Raw genomic sequence first — 16,098 nt, forward strand, 5'->3', positions numbered from 1 at the left:
TTAATGACCCACCTTCCCCATCAGATAAACGACTGTGAAGATAAATACCCAGACTAAGTCAATAAAGTGCCAGTACAACGCTGCTACGTAAAACTTAGGTGCTGTAACAACGGTAAGACCTTTTTTGAGTCCTTGTAGAATCAACAGGGTAATCCAGCAAATACCGAATGCAACGTGCGCTCCGTGGAAACCAACCAACGTATAGAAGGAAGTTGAGAAAGCACTTGTCGTGAATTTATGTCCTTCGTGAACATACTCAACGAACTCATAAATCTCAAGACCCAAGAACGAAAGACCAAACAATACCGTGATCAGAAGCCAGAATAACAATTGGCCCAGCTTCTGTTTGTGCATGGCGATGATCGCGAACACACTTGTCAAACTACTTGTTAAGAGGATAAAAGTTGACCAACCCACTGTAGTGAGCTTGAAGATTTCTTCAGCTGTCGGACCGTCCGGAACAGAGTTCCGAAGTGCGATGTAAGTTGCGAATAAGCAACCGAACAAGACAACCTCGGCACCAAGAAATAACCAGAATCCGAGTACCTTATTTTTCCCTTCGAGGGTAGCCGTTTCCGGATTAGCAGGCAGTGCGCCCGTATGATGAGTACTCATGCCTTTACCCCCTTGTCATCTTCAAGTTCTTCCGGTTCAATATGCCAACCGTGGTCGTCGTATACCGAACGCAAGAACATAGCTATTAATGTAACTGCAAGACCAGCGCCTGCCACGTAAAAGTTTTTGTACATAAAACCAAAACCGGCTATGAACAATCCAACAGACATTACTAGAGGCAATATGGATGCTGAAGGCATATGAATCGAACCAACCGGTTCTGCCGGAGTCATTTGTTTATTGCCAGCCATTTTTTCTTTCCAAAGTGCATCATATCCGCGAACAAGCGGAGTTTGTTTGAAGTTATACTCAGGTGCAGGTGAAGGAATCGACCATTCCAATGTACGGCCATCCCATGGATCTGCTAGAGCCGTAGCCGGTTTTCTTGATGTTGCGATAATGTTGATAAGGAAAACGATTGTACCGATCCCCATGAAGAAGGCACCAACGGTCGAAACTAAGTTACCTACTTCTAAATCATGCCCAGGTTGGTACGTAAATACCCGGCGCGGCATCCCCATAAGACCCAAGAAATGCTGCGGGAAGAATGTTAAATGGAAACCGATGAAGAACAACCAGAAATGTAACTTACCCAGTCCTTCGCTCAACGCGCGGCCAAACATTTTCGGCCACCAGTAGTACAGACCTGCGAATAAGCCAAGAATCAGACCACCAACGATGACATAGTGAAAGTGAGCAACTACGAAATACGTATCGTGGTATTGGAAGTCTGCAGCCGGAATCGCGAGCATAACCCCTGTTGTTCCACCCATTACGAAAGTTGGGATGAAAGCCGTTGCGAATATGTTTGCTGTTGTGAAACGGATTTGCCCGCCCCAAAGGGTGAACAACCAGTTAAAGATTTTAACGCCTGTAGGAACGGCAATCGCCATCGTTGCAATCGAGAAGATCGAGTTAGCAACCGGGCCCAAGCCTGCTGTAAACATATGGTGAACCCAAACCATGAAGCCCAAGAAACCGATTAACACAGTTGCGAAGACCATGGAGCTGTATCCGAAAAGACGTTTTCTGGAGAACGTTGAAACGATCTCAGAAATGATACCGAATGCAGGAAGAATCAGAATGTAAACTTCGGGGTGCCCGAAAATCCAGAAAAGATGTTCCCATAATACGTTGTTACCGCCTCTGGCTGCATCGAAGAATGCTCCGCCAAAGACACGGTCAAACATAAGTTCAACTAGCCCAACCGTAATTGCAGGGAATGCAAGAACGATCAAACCGGAAGTAATGAAAGCTGCCCATGTGAACATTGGCATACGCATATACGTAAGACCAGGTGCACGCATGTTGATGATCGTAACGAGGAAGTTAATCCCCCCGATAAGTGTACCGATACCTGCAATTTGCAAACCTAGTACATAGAAGTCTGTACCTTGCAAGTTATTTTGGAGCGTCTGCCCCCAACTGCTGTCTGTAATCGTGGACAATGGTGCATACCCGGTCCAACCGGCATTCGGTGCGCCGCCCAAGAACCAACTTGTATTCATTAATATGCCGCCCGAGAAGAACAGCCAGAATCCAAGTGAGTTAACGAATGGGAACGCAACGTCCCTGGCACCAATTTGCAGAGGAACGATGGCATTCATGAAAGCGAAGATAATCGGCATCGCCGCAAAGAAAATCATCGTTGTTCCGTGCATTGTTGTTAATTGGTTAAATGAATCGCCGATGAAAATGTGTTGATCGGGATAAGCGAGCTGAATCCGGATCAGCATGGCTTCAAGTCCTCCTACGAGGAAGAAGAACCCGCCCGCAAGTAAGTACAGGATACCGATTTTCTTATGATCGACTGTTGTAAGCCAATCCATAAGTCCGGTATGTTTTTTTACTGGATGAGAGTGAGCCAACGTATTAACCTCCTTTACCTGAGAAGTTTATTTCAAAGTCTGTAAGTACTGAACGATATCGTTAATTTGGGCGTCATCAAGCTTGCCGCCTGCAGTTTTGCCAAATGCCGGCATTTTGTTGCCTGGTTTCTGTTCTTGCGGATTATGTATCCACTGTGCCATTTTCTCAGGAGTATGTTCCAGAATACCAGCAAGCGTATCGCGGTCTGCGAAGCCTTTGAGGTTCGGAGCCACACCAGGGCCGTTAGCCGTAACAGCGTGACAGGACATACAATTTTCTTTGAAAAGCTCTTCGCCCTTCTGAGCGGTAGCCGGTACAGTTGCTGGTGTTTTCATATTCGCTACCCAAGCGTCGAAATCGGCTTCACTCTTCGATTCAACCGTGAAGTTCATCAAGGCGTGAGAAGCTCCGCAAAGCTCTGCACATCTGCCTTGGAACGTGGAGATTTCATCAGCTTGCAGGTAAAGCGTGTTAGCGATTCCAGGGTTCGTATCCACTTTACCGCCCAAAGACGGTACCCAGAATGCGTGAGAAACGTCTGCAGAGATAACCTCAAATGCAATGATTTTATCCTTAGGTATGACAAGCTTTTGGGCTGTTGCGATACCTAGATCCGGATATTCAAACTGCCACCAGAATTGATGAGCAGTAACTTTAACGTGAACGGCGGCTTTGTCCTGCGTGTAATTCTTGGAATGTTTGAACGTGTAGGATACTGTTGGCACCGCAAGCACTAACAGTAAGAGAATCGGAACGACGGTCCAGATAATCTCAAGCACGTGGCTTCCTTCCACTTGTTTCGGTATGCTGTTATCGCCTTCACGTTTCCTAAAGCGAATCAAAACATACACATAAATTGCAAATACGACAATTACGACAAAAACCATGATAAAGAGACTTAATTTCATCAAAAACAGCTGCTCTGCTGCAACAGGACCTTTCGGCTGTAAAGCGGACAGAGTTGGGTCTCCACACCCGGTTAGCAAGAACGTCATTACCGCTAAAAGGGGTAGCAGACGCCATAACTTTTTCAATCGACTCATTGTATCAACCCCACTTTTAAAACATTATTTTTACCACGATGGCCATGCCCATGTCAATTCACTTTATTAACTATAAATTCGTGAAAAGTTTTTGTCAATCGTTGGAGGGAAGTTCACAAATTGTTCTTAAACCGCTCTGTAGCGATATATTTTCCCTCCTTGGTTATTTCCATACACCCACCTCTTTATGCACAAAAGCGTATATTTGTGAACACGAATAAAAGCAGAGAAACATCCCATCCTATAGTCATTACACTCTATATTGGGAGGTCATTTGTGATGCTCAGTAAGTTAGGTTTTCCGATTTATGGAATGCTATTCCTTATGCTGTCTTTATCTGGCTGCTCGGAAGGCGGAAGGGAGTACGGCAAAAGCCCGGACCATACCAATTTTGGCTCTGCCTCCAACAAATCGACAGAATCCGAAAGAGCCTACCAAACGCAGCAGCTCTATGGTCCGGTTACGCACAACAATACAAGTCTCGAATTCAATCAATTTCTTTCGAATCAACTCAATGCCATGAATGGTGTAAATACGGCCATCGTTATGACAACAGACAAAAATGCCTATGTTGCTCTTATGATTGACAGCAGCGCCATAGGTACCAAAGGATCGACAAAGGAAACAAACAACCAAGGAACCGTCAAAGGCTTTTACAATGACCATGCCCCTTTCGACGATTATTTGCCTTCCAATGAGTTAAACAACGGGTTTAACAGTTATGAAACAGCCATTCATCATGACTTGCTCTCCCATCGTTTTAAACAAACGATGGCGGAAAAAATCCGTTTATTGCAGCCAAGTGTTATGGATGTCTACATTTCGGCCAATCGGGATTTCCTCAATAAGATGAACGGTTATGCGCAAGAAACTTGGAAAGGCAACTCCCTCATGCCGCATTTGACGGATTTTAACCAGACGGTGGAGCGCGTTTTCGGGACCGCACAAGTTTTGCCGGATAAATAGGAGTCGCTTTTAAATCCATTTCTACTATATAAAGTAGATATTTACTGCTTGTTGGCCTGCTCCTGTTTTCATTTGTCTGGCATTCCTGTACAATGGGGGAATCGTCTTTAACAAGGAGAGACTTTGGTCTACCACCAAAGATCCCTATCAATAGTAGGAAAAAGGGAGCTGGCCAATTACCATGTCAAGTGGATTTGCCTCATTAGGAATCAGAGAAAGACTTGTAGGGGTCTTGCAAGCATCAGGCGTTATCGAACCGACCCCCATTCAAAAAGAAGCCATACCTGTTTTATTGAAAGGCACGGATGTTATTGCACAAGCACAGACAGGCACAGGTAAAACCCTTGCCTTTGTACTTCCAATATTAGAAACAATCGATGTAGAAAGCTCAGATGTGCAAGCGCTGATCCTGACGCCTACACGCGAATTAGCCATTCAAATTTCAAATGAGTTGAAAACCCTTGTCCCTGTAACCGGTGCAAAGGTGCTCGCAGCTTATGGCGGCCAAGATGTAGAAAAGCAGCTTAGAAAACTTCAGGGGAACATACATATAGTAGTAGGAACTCCGGGAAGATTGCTTGATCACCTTCGCCGCGGTTCGATCAATTTCTATAAATTGAAAATACTCGTATTGGATGAAGCCGATCAAATGCTGCATATGGGCTTCCTTCATGAAGTGAAGGATATTATCGCGCAAACGTCTCCTTATCGCCAAACGCTTCTCTTCTCAGCCACTATGCCTGAGCAAGTCATGAATCTGTCCAAAGCTTATATGAAGGAAGCAAAAGAAATTAAAATTCAAAGCAAGCAGGTCACTTTGACTGAAATCGAGCAGGTTCTCGTTCCAACGACTGACCGCCAGAAGCAAGATGCTTTGATAGCCGCTATTAAACAATACAAACCTTACCTCGCGATGATTTTTTGCCGCACGAAAGCCAGAGCCATCGCATTAAATGAAGCTTTGCAGGAACTGGGCCTTATGTCCGACGAGCTGCACGGAGATTTATCACAAGCCAAACGCGAGCAAGTCATGAAACGATTCCGCGACGGCCGCATCGAGTTGTTGGTTGCTACCGATATCGCTGCGCGCGGATTAGACGTTGAAGGGGTCACGCATGTCTTCAATTACGATGTGCCGCAAGACGCCGAAAGCTATATTCATCGCATCGGACGGACCGGGCGTGCCGGAGATACAGGCGTTGCCGTAACTTTCGCTACACAGCGGGATATGCCGACAATCGAACTTATCGAAAAAGGCATCAAAATGTCCTTGCGAGGATCATCCGAGCCTCAAGGACGCCGCATTCGTTCCAGCTCCGAGGATCACTTCGAGCAAGAAGGCAGAGGATCCGGCCGCCGAAATGGCGGAGCCTCACGCAGCGGCCGCGGTCGTACAGCGGAACCGCGCGGTCAACAGAGCCGCGGAAGATCCGGAGCACGCGAAGACAGATCCGGCATGCAGTACGGCACGGGTCGTTCCGCCTCCAAAGGCGATAAATTCGGAGCGCGCAGCGATGCGCCAAGAGGACAACGTCCGGCCAAAGTAAATTCCGAGCGGAATCCGAATACATGGGGACGCGCGGAGAGCAAAGAGCCGTTGAACGCAGCGCCAAGCCGCAGCGGTAACATGAACGCTGCAAAAGCGCGAGTCACGAATTCATGGGGACACGGCGAGTCCGCCGAGCGCGCTCCTCGCGCAGCAGCAGGACGTGCCGAAGGCAAGCGCTCTGCTCCTCATGGCGATAAATCTTACTCGCCATACAACAAATACGCCGGCACGGGCCGTGACGATGCAGCAAGCGCATCACGCGCGATTCGCGGCGGCAAAGGCCGTGGCGACAGCGCGGAGCGCGGAGCAGGACGCAGCGACAGCTTCGGGGCACGCGGCGGCGCATCTTCACGCGGTGACCGACCTGGCGCGGCGCGCGGCTACCAAGCCGGCGGTGAGCGCAGCGGTTCGACGCGCGGACGCAGCGACAGCTCCGGATCCCGCAGCGGGGCGCCTCGCGGCGATAGAGGCGGCTCACCTCGCGGCAATGCGCCAAGAGGAGGCCGCGGAGGAAAACGCTAGTCAGAAAAGCGTTTCCATCGCTAGACCTTTACCGAATAACCCGAACCATGTAAAATATAAATACGGCTGCAAATAATCCTACTTGGACAAAAATCGTTTCATACCGTTGCACGCACGTAGGATTTACCCCTCACTTTTCGCAAATAAGGAGGTATGTTCCATGTACGCATTAAAGGATAAGGAAATGATTTTTGTATTCACTGGTCCTCACGGAGCTGGCCGTAAGACAGTTGCTGAAATGTCTGGTTCTACGCTGGGCATGAAGCAGGTCATCTCTTACACCACGAGACCTCCGAGAGCAACCGAAGAAGACGGTCAAGATTACCACTTTATCTCCCCTGCTCAATTTGTTCAGGCGCAGGCAAACGGTGAATTCATGGAGGTTGGCACCGTCAATGATCATCTATATGGGATTAAAAGTGCTGATATTGAACGGATGTTCGAGCACAGCGGCAGCATTTATTTAATTTTGAACCGCTCCGGCGCCGAAACGCTCAAAAAGCTTTACGGCGAACACGTCGTGCTGGTCTTCATTTATGCTCAGCGGGATACGCTCGAAGAGCGGATGAGAGAGAGCGGCGACTCCGAGGAGATTATTCAGAAGTACCTCTCTTACTATGAAGAGGAACTGGCTTTCCGTGATCAATGCGATCATGTCTTTGAAAACGTGGATTTGGCACATACCGTGTTCGATCTAACCAAAACGCTTGATAAATATTTAAACCGCAACCTTGTTGATCTGGATTAAAATGAAATGCCTATACAGGCCTGGACGTTCTTACGTCCGGGTCTTTTCATGTAACAACCGACTGGAAGGAGTGTCAAATATGAAAATTGTATCGATCGAGCCTACCCCCTCCCCAAATTCCATGAAACTTAATATGGATGAATCGCTGCCGACAGGCGTGCGCAGAACATATACGAAGGAAAACAGCACTGAGGCGCCCGACAGCATTCAGCAATTGCTCGCTGTCCAAGGTGTGATCAGTGTGTTTCACGCTGCCGATTTCATTGCCCTGGATCGCACTTCCAAGGGAGACTGGCAATTCATCTTGGCCAAAGCCCGCGAGATTTTTGGCGAGGCACAGGGCTCTGACAGCGGCGGCGACGCGCCCCCTGTGCAGCCTCAGGCTGAAGCGGCTTTCGGAGAGGCACAAGTCCTCGTGCAGATGTTCCGCGGCATCCCGCTCCAGGTGAGGGTACGCGCCGGCAACGAAGAAGCGCGCGTAGCCATGCCGGAGCGCTTCACACAGGCCGCGGTCCGCGCAGGCACGGCTTCGCCGAACCTGATCAAGGAGCGGAAGCTCGAGGAACTCGGCGTGCGCTACGGCGAGCTGAAGGACATCGCGGGCGAAGTCGTCCAGGAGCTGGACGCTTCTTACGACGACGCCCGCGTCGAAAGCCTGGTCTCCAGCGCCATGCAGGAGACCCCGGTTTCAGCTTCGGAAGAGGCCGAAGCCGAAGATTCAGGCGCCGTGCTGGAGCAGCTGCGCCACAGCGATTGGAAGCTGCGCTACGCCGCGCTTCAAAAGATCCAGCCGTCGCTAACGACGCTGCCGCTTCTCGTCCATGCCCTGCAGGACGAGAACACGTCGATTCGGCGACTGGCCACGGTGTACCTCGGGGATATTAAGGAGCCCGAGGTACTGCCCTTCCTGTATCGCGCCCTCGAGGACGATACGCCTTCTGTGCGCCGGACGGCAGGCGATACGCTGTCCGACCTCGGCGACCCTGCCGCCATGCCGGCCATGGCGAAGGCGCTGAAGGACCGCAACAAGCTGGTCCGTTGGCGCGCGGCGCGATTCCTGTACGAGGTCGGAGACAGCTCCGTGCTGCAGGACCTGCAGCACGCGGCGGACGACCCTGAGTTCGAGGTCCGCATGCAGGTCAAAATTGCGCTGGAGCGCATCGAAGGCGGGCATGCAGCCGAGGGCTCTGTCTGGCAGCAAATGACGCGCAGGAACGAGCAGTAAGCTTCCCTTTCGTCTAGAGTCCACAAAAGGACCGATTAGGCACAAATGTGCCCAATCGGTCCTTTTTGCTCGTGGCCCTAAGGTTTCGGCCATTGCCACGCACTTCCAAGATCTTTAGCAGCTGGCTGCTCTAAATTAATAACAGGATAAACTCCTGTTAATCTCGCTGTATCCTCGGCTGTTAGGTATTTAACTGGAAAATATCCCGTTAAATCGCTCGGAATTCCCTTCCGGCGGGTGAAACCGCTGATTTAACAGGAGAAATTCCAGATAATTGGTCTCGTCCCCTTATGAAATGGGAGATTAACAGGAAAAACTCCTGTTAATGAGCATGCCAGGCGCACGCTTCTTCAACTCCCACCACTATCGTCCCTTCATACGGTCCTACTGAGCTAGCTACTCCAAGTAATCATTTCTTTTCCCAGCCACACAGACACTCGAAGCACACTCTGATCGTAGAAGCTCTCTTACAGCAATTCTTCAACACCCACCATTGATTCACCTGTATTTTTTAACGATCAAACTGTTTAAAATACATAATCCGATCCATGATCGCCGGATGCGAGCCGCGGAACCATTGCACCAGCTTCGGCTGAGTGACCGGGCTCAAATTTTCTTTGGCAATTTGCTGAAAAGCGCGGATAGCGGCGCCGCCGTCTCCGGTCATTTTCATCGCATACACATCAGCCCGATGCTCGATCACCCGGGAAAACGCATTTTGCGCGGGCGCGGAGACAAAGCTCATGAACGTAATAAGCAGCAGCAGAATGGGCAGCGCGGCTAGATCATTCTCTCCCCTAATGCCCCACCTGGAGCCCCAGCGTTTCAGGAAATAGCGGTAAGCGTGAAAAGCCAGCCAGAAACCAACAAAACTGAGTCCGACTCCGTAGGCAATGCCGAGATAAATATGTTTCTCTACGTAATGTCCCATTTCATGCGCCATCACAGTCAAAATCTCATCGGGCTGCAGCTTTTTGAGCGTCGTATCCCACAACACGATGCGAGCGTTGCCGCCGATTCCATTGACATAAGCGTTAATCGCGTTGGTCCTCTCGGACATATTGACCTCATAAACCTGCTTGGCAGGAATATGCGATTGTGCAGCCAGCTGAAGAATTTGCGCTTTGAGCTCTTGATCCTGAAGCGGCTTGAAATCATTATACAAGGGGTCAAGCACAACGGGTTGAATAAAGGTGACGAACAGAATCAGCGGAACGGACAGCAGCCAGAACCAGAACCACCACCGGTCAGGGCTCCATTTTAGCACCAGTCTGAATACCCAGACCATCACAATCGTCCCTACGGCATTAAGCAGAAAATCTTTCCCATGATCCCCCCAAAAGATAGCCATCGTCTCGGTAGAAACCCCATAGGCTTGGTCGACTTTAAACAGAAAAAAATCCACCGGCAGGAACAGCACGTCCATCAGCAGGATGAACAACAGCACAAAAACGACCATTTGCAAGAAGGAAGCCCGAAACAACTTTTCTGCCCAGCTTCGAATGGTGACAGCGACGCCCAGGAGCAGCAGGATTAACCCGATTTGCAGCGGAGAACTTAGGAAATAAGCTAAAGACCGGATGCGGGATAAAGATTCGGCTTTATTTATCTCCTGTGCGGTCATGAACGTGTGCGGGTCTGCGCTTGTGCCGACCAATGCACTCGGGATCGCGAATAGATCTCCTTTTAACAAATACACAATCATAATGAGGGCATATACGCCAAAAGCTGCGCCAAGCCCTACATAAAGACGCTTCATTTCATCCCTCCGCTGCCAACTTCATATAGATTAATCAATAACCAATCCGGTGTGAAATCCCTGGACAACAGCCATACTTGCGTGAACCGTCCGCTAGGCGAAACCAGCTTATGTTTGAAGCTGAGAACATCCGACATCCCGAACAACAGCGATACATTGCGTATAAGCAGCATACAAGGATAATCATGGGAATAATCTTGAAACTTCTGTTCCTTGCTGACAATCCGGTCATTAATGACCTTAATAAATGTGTCCAGCACTTCTGCGCCGGGCTTCGTAAGCTCGGATCGCGACATCATCAGCCTGGCTTCCTCCATATCATAAAACAAATGCGTCACTTCAAGTCCAATCCGCCCGCCGCCCGCATCCTCCAGCAGCGCATCTGGCTTCTCCTGCTGGCGAACCATCTGCAGCGCAACTCCGTTATTAATATTATATAACTCCAGAAAAATATCGATAGCCGCTTGCTCTAACGCCTTTTTCTCATCTTCGTGCTTATTCATAAACGTCCCTCATGTCCGTAAATCGGGTATTTTATATCATTTTACCCTATTGTATGAGCTTATGCCTCCCCTGGTCATCCTTAACCGTTATTTCATATCTTAAAATGATGCCAATGCAGCGCTTCTAAAGGCTGTCCGCTTTCCTAGACTATGCAGCACGGTCACTTTTATATGTCTCTACCGCTCCATATTGCTTTTCCGGGTTCCCCATGTTGTAATAAAAAGATCGATCAGGATCGGAAGTGATTTCGCTGAAAAAAATATTGTGCCTCCTCCTGGCATTAGGAATCTTCATATGTCTGGCATTGGCCAAGCCCACTGCGCCTGCTGTCGAACAGGCCGTTACTGCTTCGTCTGTCCCCGTGTTTGAGATCGCGGAGCCGCGACTGAATGCGCCAGATAGACAGCCGTCCGCTGATGCCTCTCCCCCTTCGGAGCACCATTATCAGGTGGAGGATGCCGCTGCCATTTCACAGCTGCCGGAGCTGCCCAACGGGTGTGAGGCCGTAGCTGCCACGATGCTGCTGAATTGGGCGGGGCTGCCTGTCACGAAGGAGGAAGTTGCCGACGCGCTTCCCAGAGGCGAGATGCCAACTGAGAATGAAGACGGGGCTTTCGTTGGCGGCAATCCGGAGGACGTGTTTGTCGGGAACCCTTACGATGCGGGATACGGCATTTATCATAAGCCCGTCTTTTTCACACTGAACAGCTTGCTGCCGGGTCGTCTCACAGATATCACCGGTACTTCCTTCGAAAATTTGCTCAGCGTGATTGCGGCCGGCAAACCGGCCATGATATGGGCTACCGAGCATATGGATACGCCTTATCTGGATCTGGAATGGCAGGATGATGAGGACCGGCTCGTGGAGTGGTATCAGCCTGAGCATGCCTTACTTTTAACCGGCTGGGACGACGATTACGCCTATATGAACGATCCTATGACCGGGCAGCAGGAAGCCTATGCTTTAAGCGATTTCAAACATGTCTGGGAGCTGATGGGCTCGCAGGCCATAACCGTGAATTAGGGGGATGCCGCTGCGCTTGCTTTCTCCGCAGGTCAGGTGCCCACTCTCACACTGATAAGAGTCCCAAGGGGCTTCTATTCCGCTCAAAATCTGTTAAATAGCCGAAATAGCAGTCTCTATGAACTCTTATATGCTCAAAAAATACTAATATGGGGTAATTTTCATCATTTAAGAGTCTCCAAAGACTTCTATTCATGAAAAATTACCATATTTGGCGCAAATAGGAGTTCCCAAAGACTCTTATTGCTTCGTGTGGGGGTGTTTTCGGAACTCTTCCTCTTCCCTCCCCCATGGGAGAAAAAAAAGCATGAACGTCTTCTCCCCTCTAGAAGCGGAGTCGCGTTCATGCTTTTCTTATAACGGATCCAACTGTACGGAAGCTTGCTTTCCGCTAAGCTGAATGCCGGTCTGTTTACGCCCATGGGCGCTTAAATCCTTCACTAAGGATTCAAGCAAAGCTTTGGCCTGCGCGCCTTCCTTGCCTGTAATCTTTACAACCAGCTGCACGGCATCGCCGCCTTGCAGCATCCGCTCGGCCTGCTGGCGCTTCGTGTCCAGGTCATGATCCTCGATGTGCGGCGTTAGACGCAGCTCCTTGATTTTTGGCGCTTGCTCGCGTTTGCGGGCTTGCTGTTTTTCCTGCAGTGCTTCCTGCTTGGCCTGACCCGCTCCGATCAGCTTGCATGGCGGCGGACTGCTCATGAGCGAGGTACAAACCAAATCGACCTTCAACTGCTTCGCCAGCTCCAGCGCTTCCTTCGTTGGCATTACCCCCAGGTCCTCCCCGTGAATACCGGTAAGATGAACCTCGGAGGCTTTGATTTTCTCATTCTTAATCATTGTGAACGCACCCAATCTTTCGCTATAATGAACCCATCCGCCCAATAAAGTGGAATAGGCAGTTTAAGGAGATGTTACCCGCGTATGAACAAAAAACAATTAGAAGAACAGATGATCGAAAACTATAAACGCGAAGAGCATATGATGATTCTCGTTTTTGCCCAGTGGTGCATTAATCATGATCTGGACCCGTCTGTGCTTTATCATGCCGCTTACCCGGACCAACCTAATAATGCCGCTCTCCAGCAAGCCCTCGATTTAACGGTTTCCAAAGAGGAGGCCGGCGAGGTCGCAGATGGCACCGTTTTAGGCGTGCTGTCTCTCTTCGGCAACGAGGAGCTTGCTTTCATCGTGACACAGGAAATCAATAAGAGGAACAAGCGAAATCGTTAAGCGAGCCTGAACGCGTCCGCTAACAGTTCAATGGTCCGCAGCCTCGTCTCAGGTAGATAACCGCCGGCAACCACCATGACTTCATCGACTCGGTAGCTGTCAGCCAGATTCAGCATCTGCTCCCTGACTTGCCCCGGATCGCCGACAATCATCCGGGACCGATTATCCCTGACCCGGGTGTAGTCCCAATCCGAGTAACCATACCGAGCCGCTTCTGCGGGCGATTTCACTCCGGTGAATTCGCCCTTTTCCATTTGCAGAATGCGCAAATCGATGGAAGCGGCCTGCTCCTCCGCCTCTGCCTGCGTATCGGCGCAGAGCACATAAATGCAAACCGTCGCCTGCGGCACGACATTGAGCGCGGACGGTCTGAACGAGCTGCGGTAGCTGCGCACCGCATGCTGTCCGCCCGCTCCGTTAATGAAGTGCGCGAAGCAGAACGCTGCGCCTGCCTGCGAGGCGTACACCCCGCTCTGCCCGGTGGAGCCGAGCAGCCACACCTGGGGCACTCCAGTCACCAAAGGGGTGGCGCGGATGCCCTCGAACACATGCCCGGGTTCCACTGAATCGGTGATGAACCTGAGCAGATCCGTGACTTGCGCCGGGAACCGCTCAAGTCCTTCGAACAGATCCGCGCCGACGCCTCGCAGCGCTTTGGCCGTATGCGGCGTGCCTCCGGGCGCACGCCCGATGCCGAGGTCGATGCGTCCTGGATAGAGCGCCTCGAGCATGCGAAAATTTTCAGCGACTTTGTAGGCGCTGTAATGCGGCAACAGCACGCCTCCGGAGCCGAGCCTAATGCGGCTTGTGCGCGCCGCCAGCGTCGACAGCAGCACCTCCGGCGAGGAACCGGCGAGACCCTGCGAGTTATGATGCTCCGACACCCAGAATCTCGTGTAGCCGAGACGGTCCGCCAACTGCGCCATCCGAATGGTCTGCTGCAGCGCTTCGCTATGCGTAAAACCGGTAGAAACCGGTGACTGATCAAGAATACTTAATTTCAGCATAGTCATCCCTTCTTTCTGAGTCATCTGCCGATGATTTTGATTATACAACGTCCTGGATGCAAAAGAAAAAGGACGAACCCCTTGAAGGCGTTGTCCCCGATTATAACGATGTCTTTAGTGAGCCTCTTACTTACTAAAAGTGTATGACTTTGGCAAAACTTTATGCCTTCCTTTTTGGGAATGACACCACATTTCAGTTACCCGGAGATGTTGCGGTTAGGCTGACTTGGCCGTTGTATGCTCGTTTTCCGGTGCCTGATGCGTTGAATCGCCGCCATGCATCCGATGAGTCCAGCGCCGCCTGCAGCAAAGCCGGCCAGCACATCGCTCGGATAATGAACGCCTAAATAGATACGGCTTAGACCAATGCAAAAGATGAGTACAGCCGCAATAACCGGTATCAGCCAAGCCGTCCTCCATTTATCGCGTACATTGACCCACAATAAATAGCCGACTAGTCCGTAAAATACAATCGACACCATAGCATGTCCGCTTGGAAAGCTGAAGCCTGTCTCTTCAATCAGCCACGTTCCCGCAGGACGATCACGCTCGATCACGCCTTTTAACACGTTGTTCAACCCCCATGCCGTCAAAACTCCTAATAGCAGCACAAGCGTCTCCCATTTCTGCTTAAACCTAACTAACAAGACCGCAGCAACCACAACGAAGATTATGCTCTCCGCTTTTGCTTTTCCGAGCAAAGTAATCCATATCACAACAGGCGTTAGTCCATCGCTTCGAAGCGACTGGACAGCGCTGCTGATCCCTTCATCAAATGATTGCAGCCAACCGCTCGTTAAGCTCTGCGACAAGAAGACAAAACCAATTAACAGCACGCACGCCGCCCCGATGCTCCAGCTTGCTTTTTTGTACAATCGTTTCCCCTGCATGACTCGTATCTCCTCCAATGTTCAACTAGTTTCCCATTTTGTTCAAGCTCTGTTTCGGTCCTTTACAGCTTGTCTTCGTTTAAAGAACAGCGGAATTAATGCGAAAAGGATATACATCCCGACAGCTCCATAAAACTTCCCCGATCCAATGTCATGCAGCGATGCGCCAAACACATTATAAACGACAGCCCCCGGAATAATACCGATCAGCGTTCCCCACGTGTAGTCCCAAAAACGGATTTTGGACAGCCCTGCCCCGTAACTCACACCATCAAAAGGAAAGAACGGCATCAAGCGCATGTACAAAACGACCATGAACCCTTTCTCCTCCGCCTTTTGATCGAAGGATTGCAGCTTCTTACTGCGCAAAATCCGCTGAAAGCCATTTCTGCCCCATTTTCGCGTTATATAGAATGACAGCAGCGCCCCGGCACCAGCCCCTATGATATCGTAAACCGTTCCCCAGAAGGCGCCAAACACATAGCCGCCATACAGCGTCAACGGCGTCGCCGGAAACAAGACCAACGGGCGCAGCGTGTAAACGATAATGTACAAAAGCCCGCCAAACGGACCTAACTGACGAAGCCATTCCGTCACCCGGCTCAAATCCAATTCAGCCCATACACCGGTCCATTGCAGAACGAGCAAGCCGGCAACTGCGGCCAGAAACCAGCCCAGCAATAACCAAAACGACTTCGAACGCCCCATGAGTATTCTCCTTTCCGGCAAACCTCATCTGCTTTCCATCTTACAAAACCATTGAGGCAATATCAACAATTTGGCAATTTCGCCTATTACGCGTCTATGGAATGGGGGAGTGAGAGAGAAAGTGATGGGGGTGAAAAAGTGAAAAAGTGATAAGCTCGTTGAGTCTGGTTTGGCCGGGAGGACGTTGATGGCCGTGAGTGCGATGAGTGTGACAAGGGCCATGAGGGCCGTAAGCACAACGGGGCAAGTAAAAGAGGACGATGAAGTCGTGCGAACGGAACTACAGGGCGCTGATATGAACGAAACCTGCAACTCCTAGCACGGAGTTCCATTTTTAGACATCACCAAAGTAAGCCTGTCAAGTGTCTTTCTTTACAGGCGGCTCCTGTCTCTTCATACTGGATACTCGGTCCGGCTAATCATGCCGGACCCTGCT

16 protein-coding genes are annotated in these 16,098 nt (G+C 50.3%); 7 read left to right on the forward strand and 9 right to left on the reverse strand.

Annotated elements, in window-relative coordinates; genetic code table 11:
• The 3 genes from GC097_RS27190 to coxB all read right to left on the reverse strand — a co-directional run bounded on the left by GC097_RS27190 (position 1) and on the right by coxB (position 3,527).
• Positions 1-615 (reverse strand): cytochrome (ubi)quinol oxidase subunit III, encoded by a 615-nt coding sequence (locus tag GC097_RS27190; RefSeq protein ID WP_171686428.1) that lies wholly within the window; start codon positions 613-615, stop codon positions 1-3.
• Complete coding sequence (gene ctaD / locus GC097_RS27195; protein WP_171686442.1) at positions 612-2,444, reverse strand: cytochrome c oxidase subunit I; 1,833 nt, start codon at positions 2,442-2,444, stop codon at positions 612-614. The genes GC097_RS27190 and ctaD overlap by 4 nt, the downstream gene beginning before the upstream one ends.
• Positions 2,445-2,510: 66 nt before the next feature.
• The gene (coxB, locus tag GC097_RS27200) at positions 2,511-3,527 is read right to left on the reverse strand and encodes a cytochrome c oxidase subunit II (RefSeq protein ID WP_171686429.1); all 1,017 of its coding nucleotides are present in this window, start codon (positions 3,525-3,527) and stop codon (positions 2,511-2,513) included.
• Positions 3,528-3,806: 279 nt separating this feature from the next.
• Between coxB and GC097_RS27205 the strand changes: the two genes are divergently transcribed.
• The 4 genes from GC097_RS27205 (at position 3,807) to GC097_RS27220 (ending at position 8,537) form a co-directional block, all read left to right on the forward strand.
• Complete coding sequence (locus GC097_RS27205) at positions 3,807-4,493, forward strand: YhcN/YlaJ family sporulation lipoprotein (RefSeq protein WP_171686430.1); 687 nt, start codon at positions 3,807-3,809, stop codon at positions 4,491-4,493.
• A 181-nt stretch (positions 4,494-4,674) separates the two neighbouring features.
• Positions 4,675-6,564, forward strand: coding sequence for a DEAD/DEAH box helicase (locus tag GC097_RS27210; RefSeq protein WP_171686431.1), 1,890 nt, complete (start codon positions 4,675-4,677; stop codon positions 6,562-6,564).
• Between the two features lie 160 nt (positions 6,565-6,724).
• Positions 6,725-7,312 (forward strand): guanylate kinase, encoded by a 588-nt coding sequence (locus tag GC097_RS27215; protein WP_171686432.1) that lies wholly within the window; start codon positions 6,725-6,727, stop codon positions 7,310-7,312.
• A gap of 79 nt (positions 7,313-7,391) precedes the next feature.
• Positions 7,392-8,537 (forward strand): virulence factor, encoded by a 1,146-nt coding sequence (locus GC097_RS27220; protein WP_171686433.1) that lies wholly within the window; start codon positions 7,392-7,394, stop codon positions 8,535-8,537.
• Between the two features lie 511 nt (positions 8,538-9,048).
• On the opposite strand, the gene GC097_RS27225 is transcribed toward GC097_RS27220, so the two are convergent.
• Both GC097_RS27225 and GC097_RS27230 read right to left on the reverse strand, forming a co-directional pair.
• A complete protein-coding gene (locus tag GC097_RS27225) occupies positions 9,049-10,296 on the reverse strand; it encodes a M48 family metallopeptidase (RefSeq protein WP_171686434.1) in 1,248 nt (415 codons plus the stop codon).
• On the reverse strand, positions 10,293-10,799 hold the full coding sequence (locus tag GC097_RS27230; RefSeq protein ID WP_171686435.1) for a hypothetical protein: 507 nt from the start codon (positions 10,797-10,799) through the stop codon (positions 10,293-10,295). Before GC097_RS27230 ends, GC097_RS27225 begins: the two co-directional genes overlap by 4 nt.
• 242 nt (positions 10,800-11,041) lie before the next feature.
• Between GC097_RS27230 and GC097_RS27235 the strand changes: the two genes are divergently transcribed.
• Positions 11,042-11,824: a C39 family peptidase gene (locus GC097_RS27235; RefSeq protein WP_171686436.1), complete on the forward strand. Its 783-nt coding sequence runs from the start codon at positions 11,042-11,044 to the stop codon at positions 11,822-11,824.
• 354 nt (positions 11,825-12,178) lie between these two features.
• On the opposite strand, the gene infC is transcribed toward GC097_RS27235, so the two are convergent.
• Positions 12,179-12,664: a translation initiation factor IF-3 gene (gene infC / locus GC097_RS27240; RefSeq protein ID WP_171686437.1), complete on the reverse strand. Its 486-nt coding sequence runs from the start codon at positions 12,662-12,664 to the stop codon at positions 12,179-12,181.
• 84 nt (positions 12,665-12,748) lie between these two features.
• Here infC and yxiS point away from each other — a divergent pair, with 84 nt between their 5' ends.
• Positions 12,749-13,057 carry a protein YxiS gene (gene yxiS, locus GC097_RS27245; protein WP_171686438.1) on the forward strand — a complete coding sequence of 103 codons (309 nt, stop codon included), beginning with the start codon at positions 12,749-12,751 and terminating at the stop codon, positions 13,055-13,057.
• Here yxiS and GC097_RS27250 read toward each other — a convergent pair.
• From GC097_RS27250 to GC097_RS27260, 3 genes are all read right to left on the reverse strand, one after another.
• Positions 13,054-14,064, reverse strand: coding sequence for an LLM class flavin-dependent oxidoreductase (locus GC097_RS27250; protein ID WP_171686439.1), 1,011 nt, complete (start codon positions 14,062-14,064; stop codon positions 13,054-13,056). The two genes, yxiS and GC097_RS27250, sit on opposite strands and share 4 nt — an antisense overlap.
• Before the next feature lie 197 nt (positions 14,065-14,261).
• Positions 14,262-14,954 carry a phosphatase PAP2 family protein gene (locus GC097_RS27255; protein ID WP_171686440.1) on the reverse strand — a complete coding sequence of 231 codons (693 nt, stop codon included), beginning with the start codon at positions 14,952-14,954 and terminating at the stop codon, positions 14,262-14,264.
• 42 nt (positions 14,955-14,996) lie between these two features.
• Complete coding sequence (locus tag GC097_RS27260) at positions 14,997-15,662, reverse strand: TVP38/TMEM64 family protein (RefSeq protein ID WP_171686441.1); 666 nt, start codon at positions 15,660-15,662, stop codon at positions 14,997-14,999.
• 193 nt (positions 15,663-15,855) lie between these two features.
• Between GC097_RS27260 and GC097_RS34830 the strand changes: the two genes are divergently transcribed.
• Positions 15,856-15,981 carry a hypothetical protein gene (locus GC097_RS34830; protein WP_281364374.1) on the forward strand — a complete coding sequence of 42 codons (126 nt, stop codon included), beginning with the start codon at positions 15,856-15,858 and terminating at the stop codon, positions 15,979-15,981.
• The last annotated feature ends 117 nt before the right edge of the window (positions 15,982-16,098 follow it).

Source organism: Paenibacillus planticolens, assembly GCF_013141725.1.
Classification (GTDB): Bacteria; Bacillota; Bacilli; order Paenibacillales; family NBRC-103111; genus Paenibacillus_E; species Paenibacillus_E planticolens.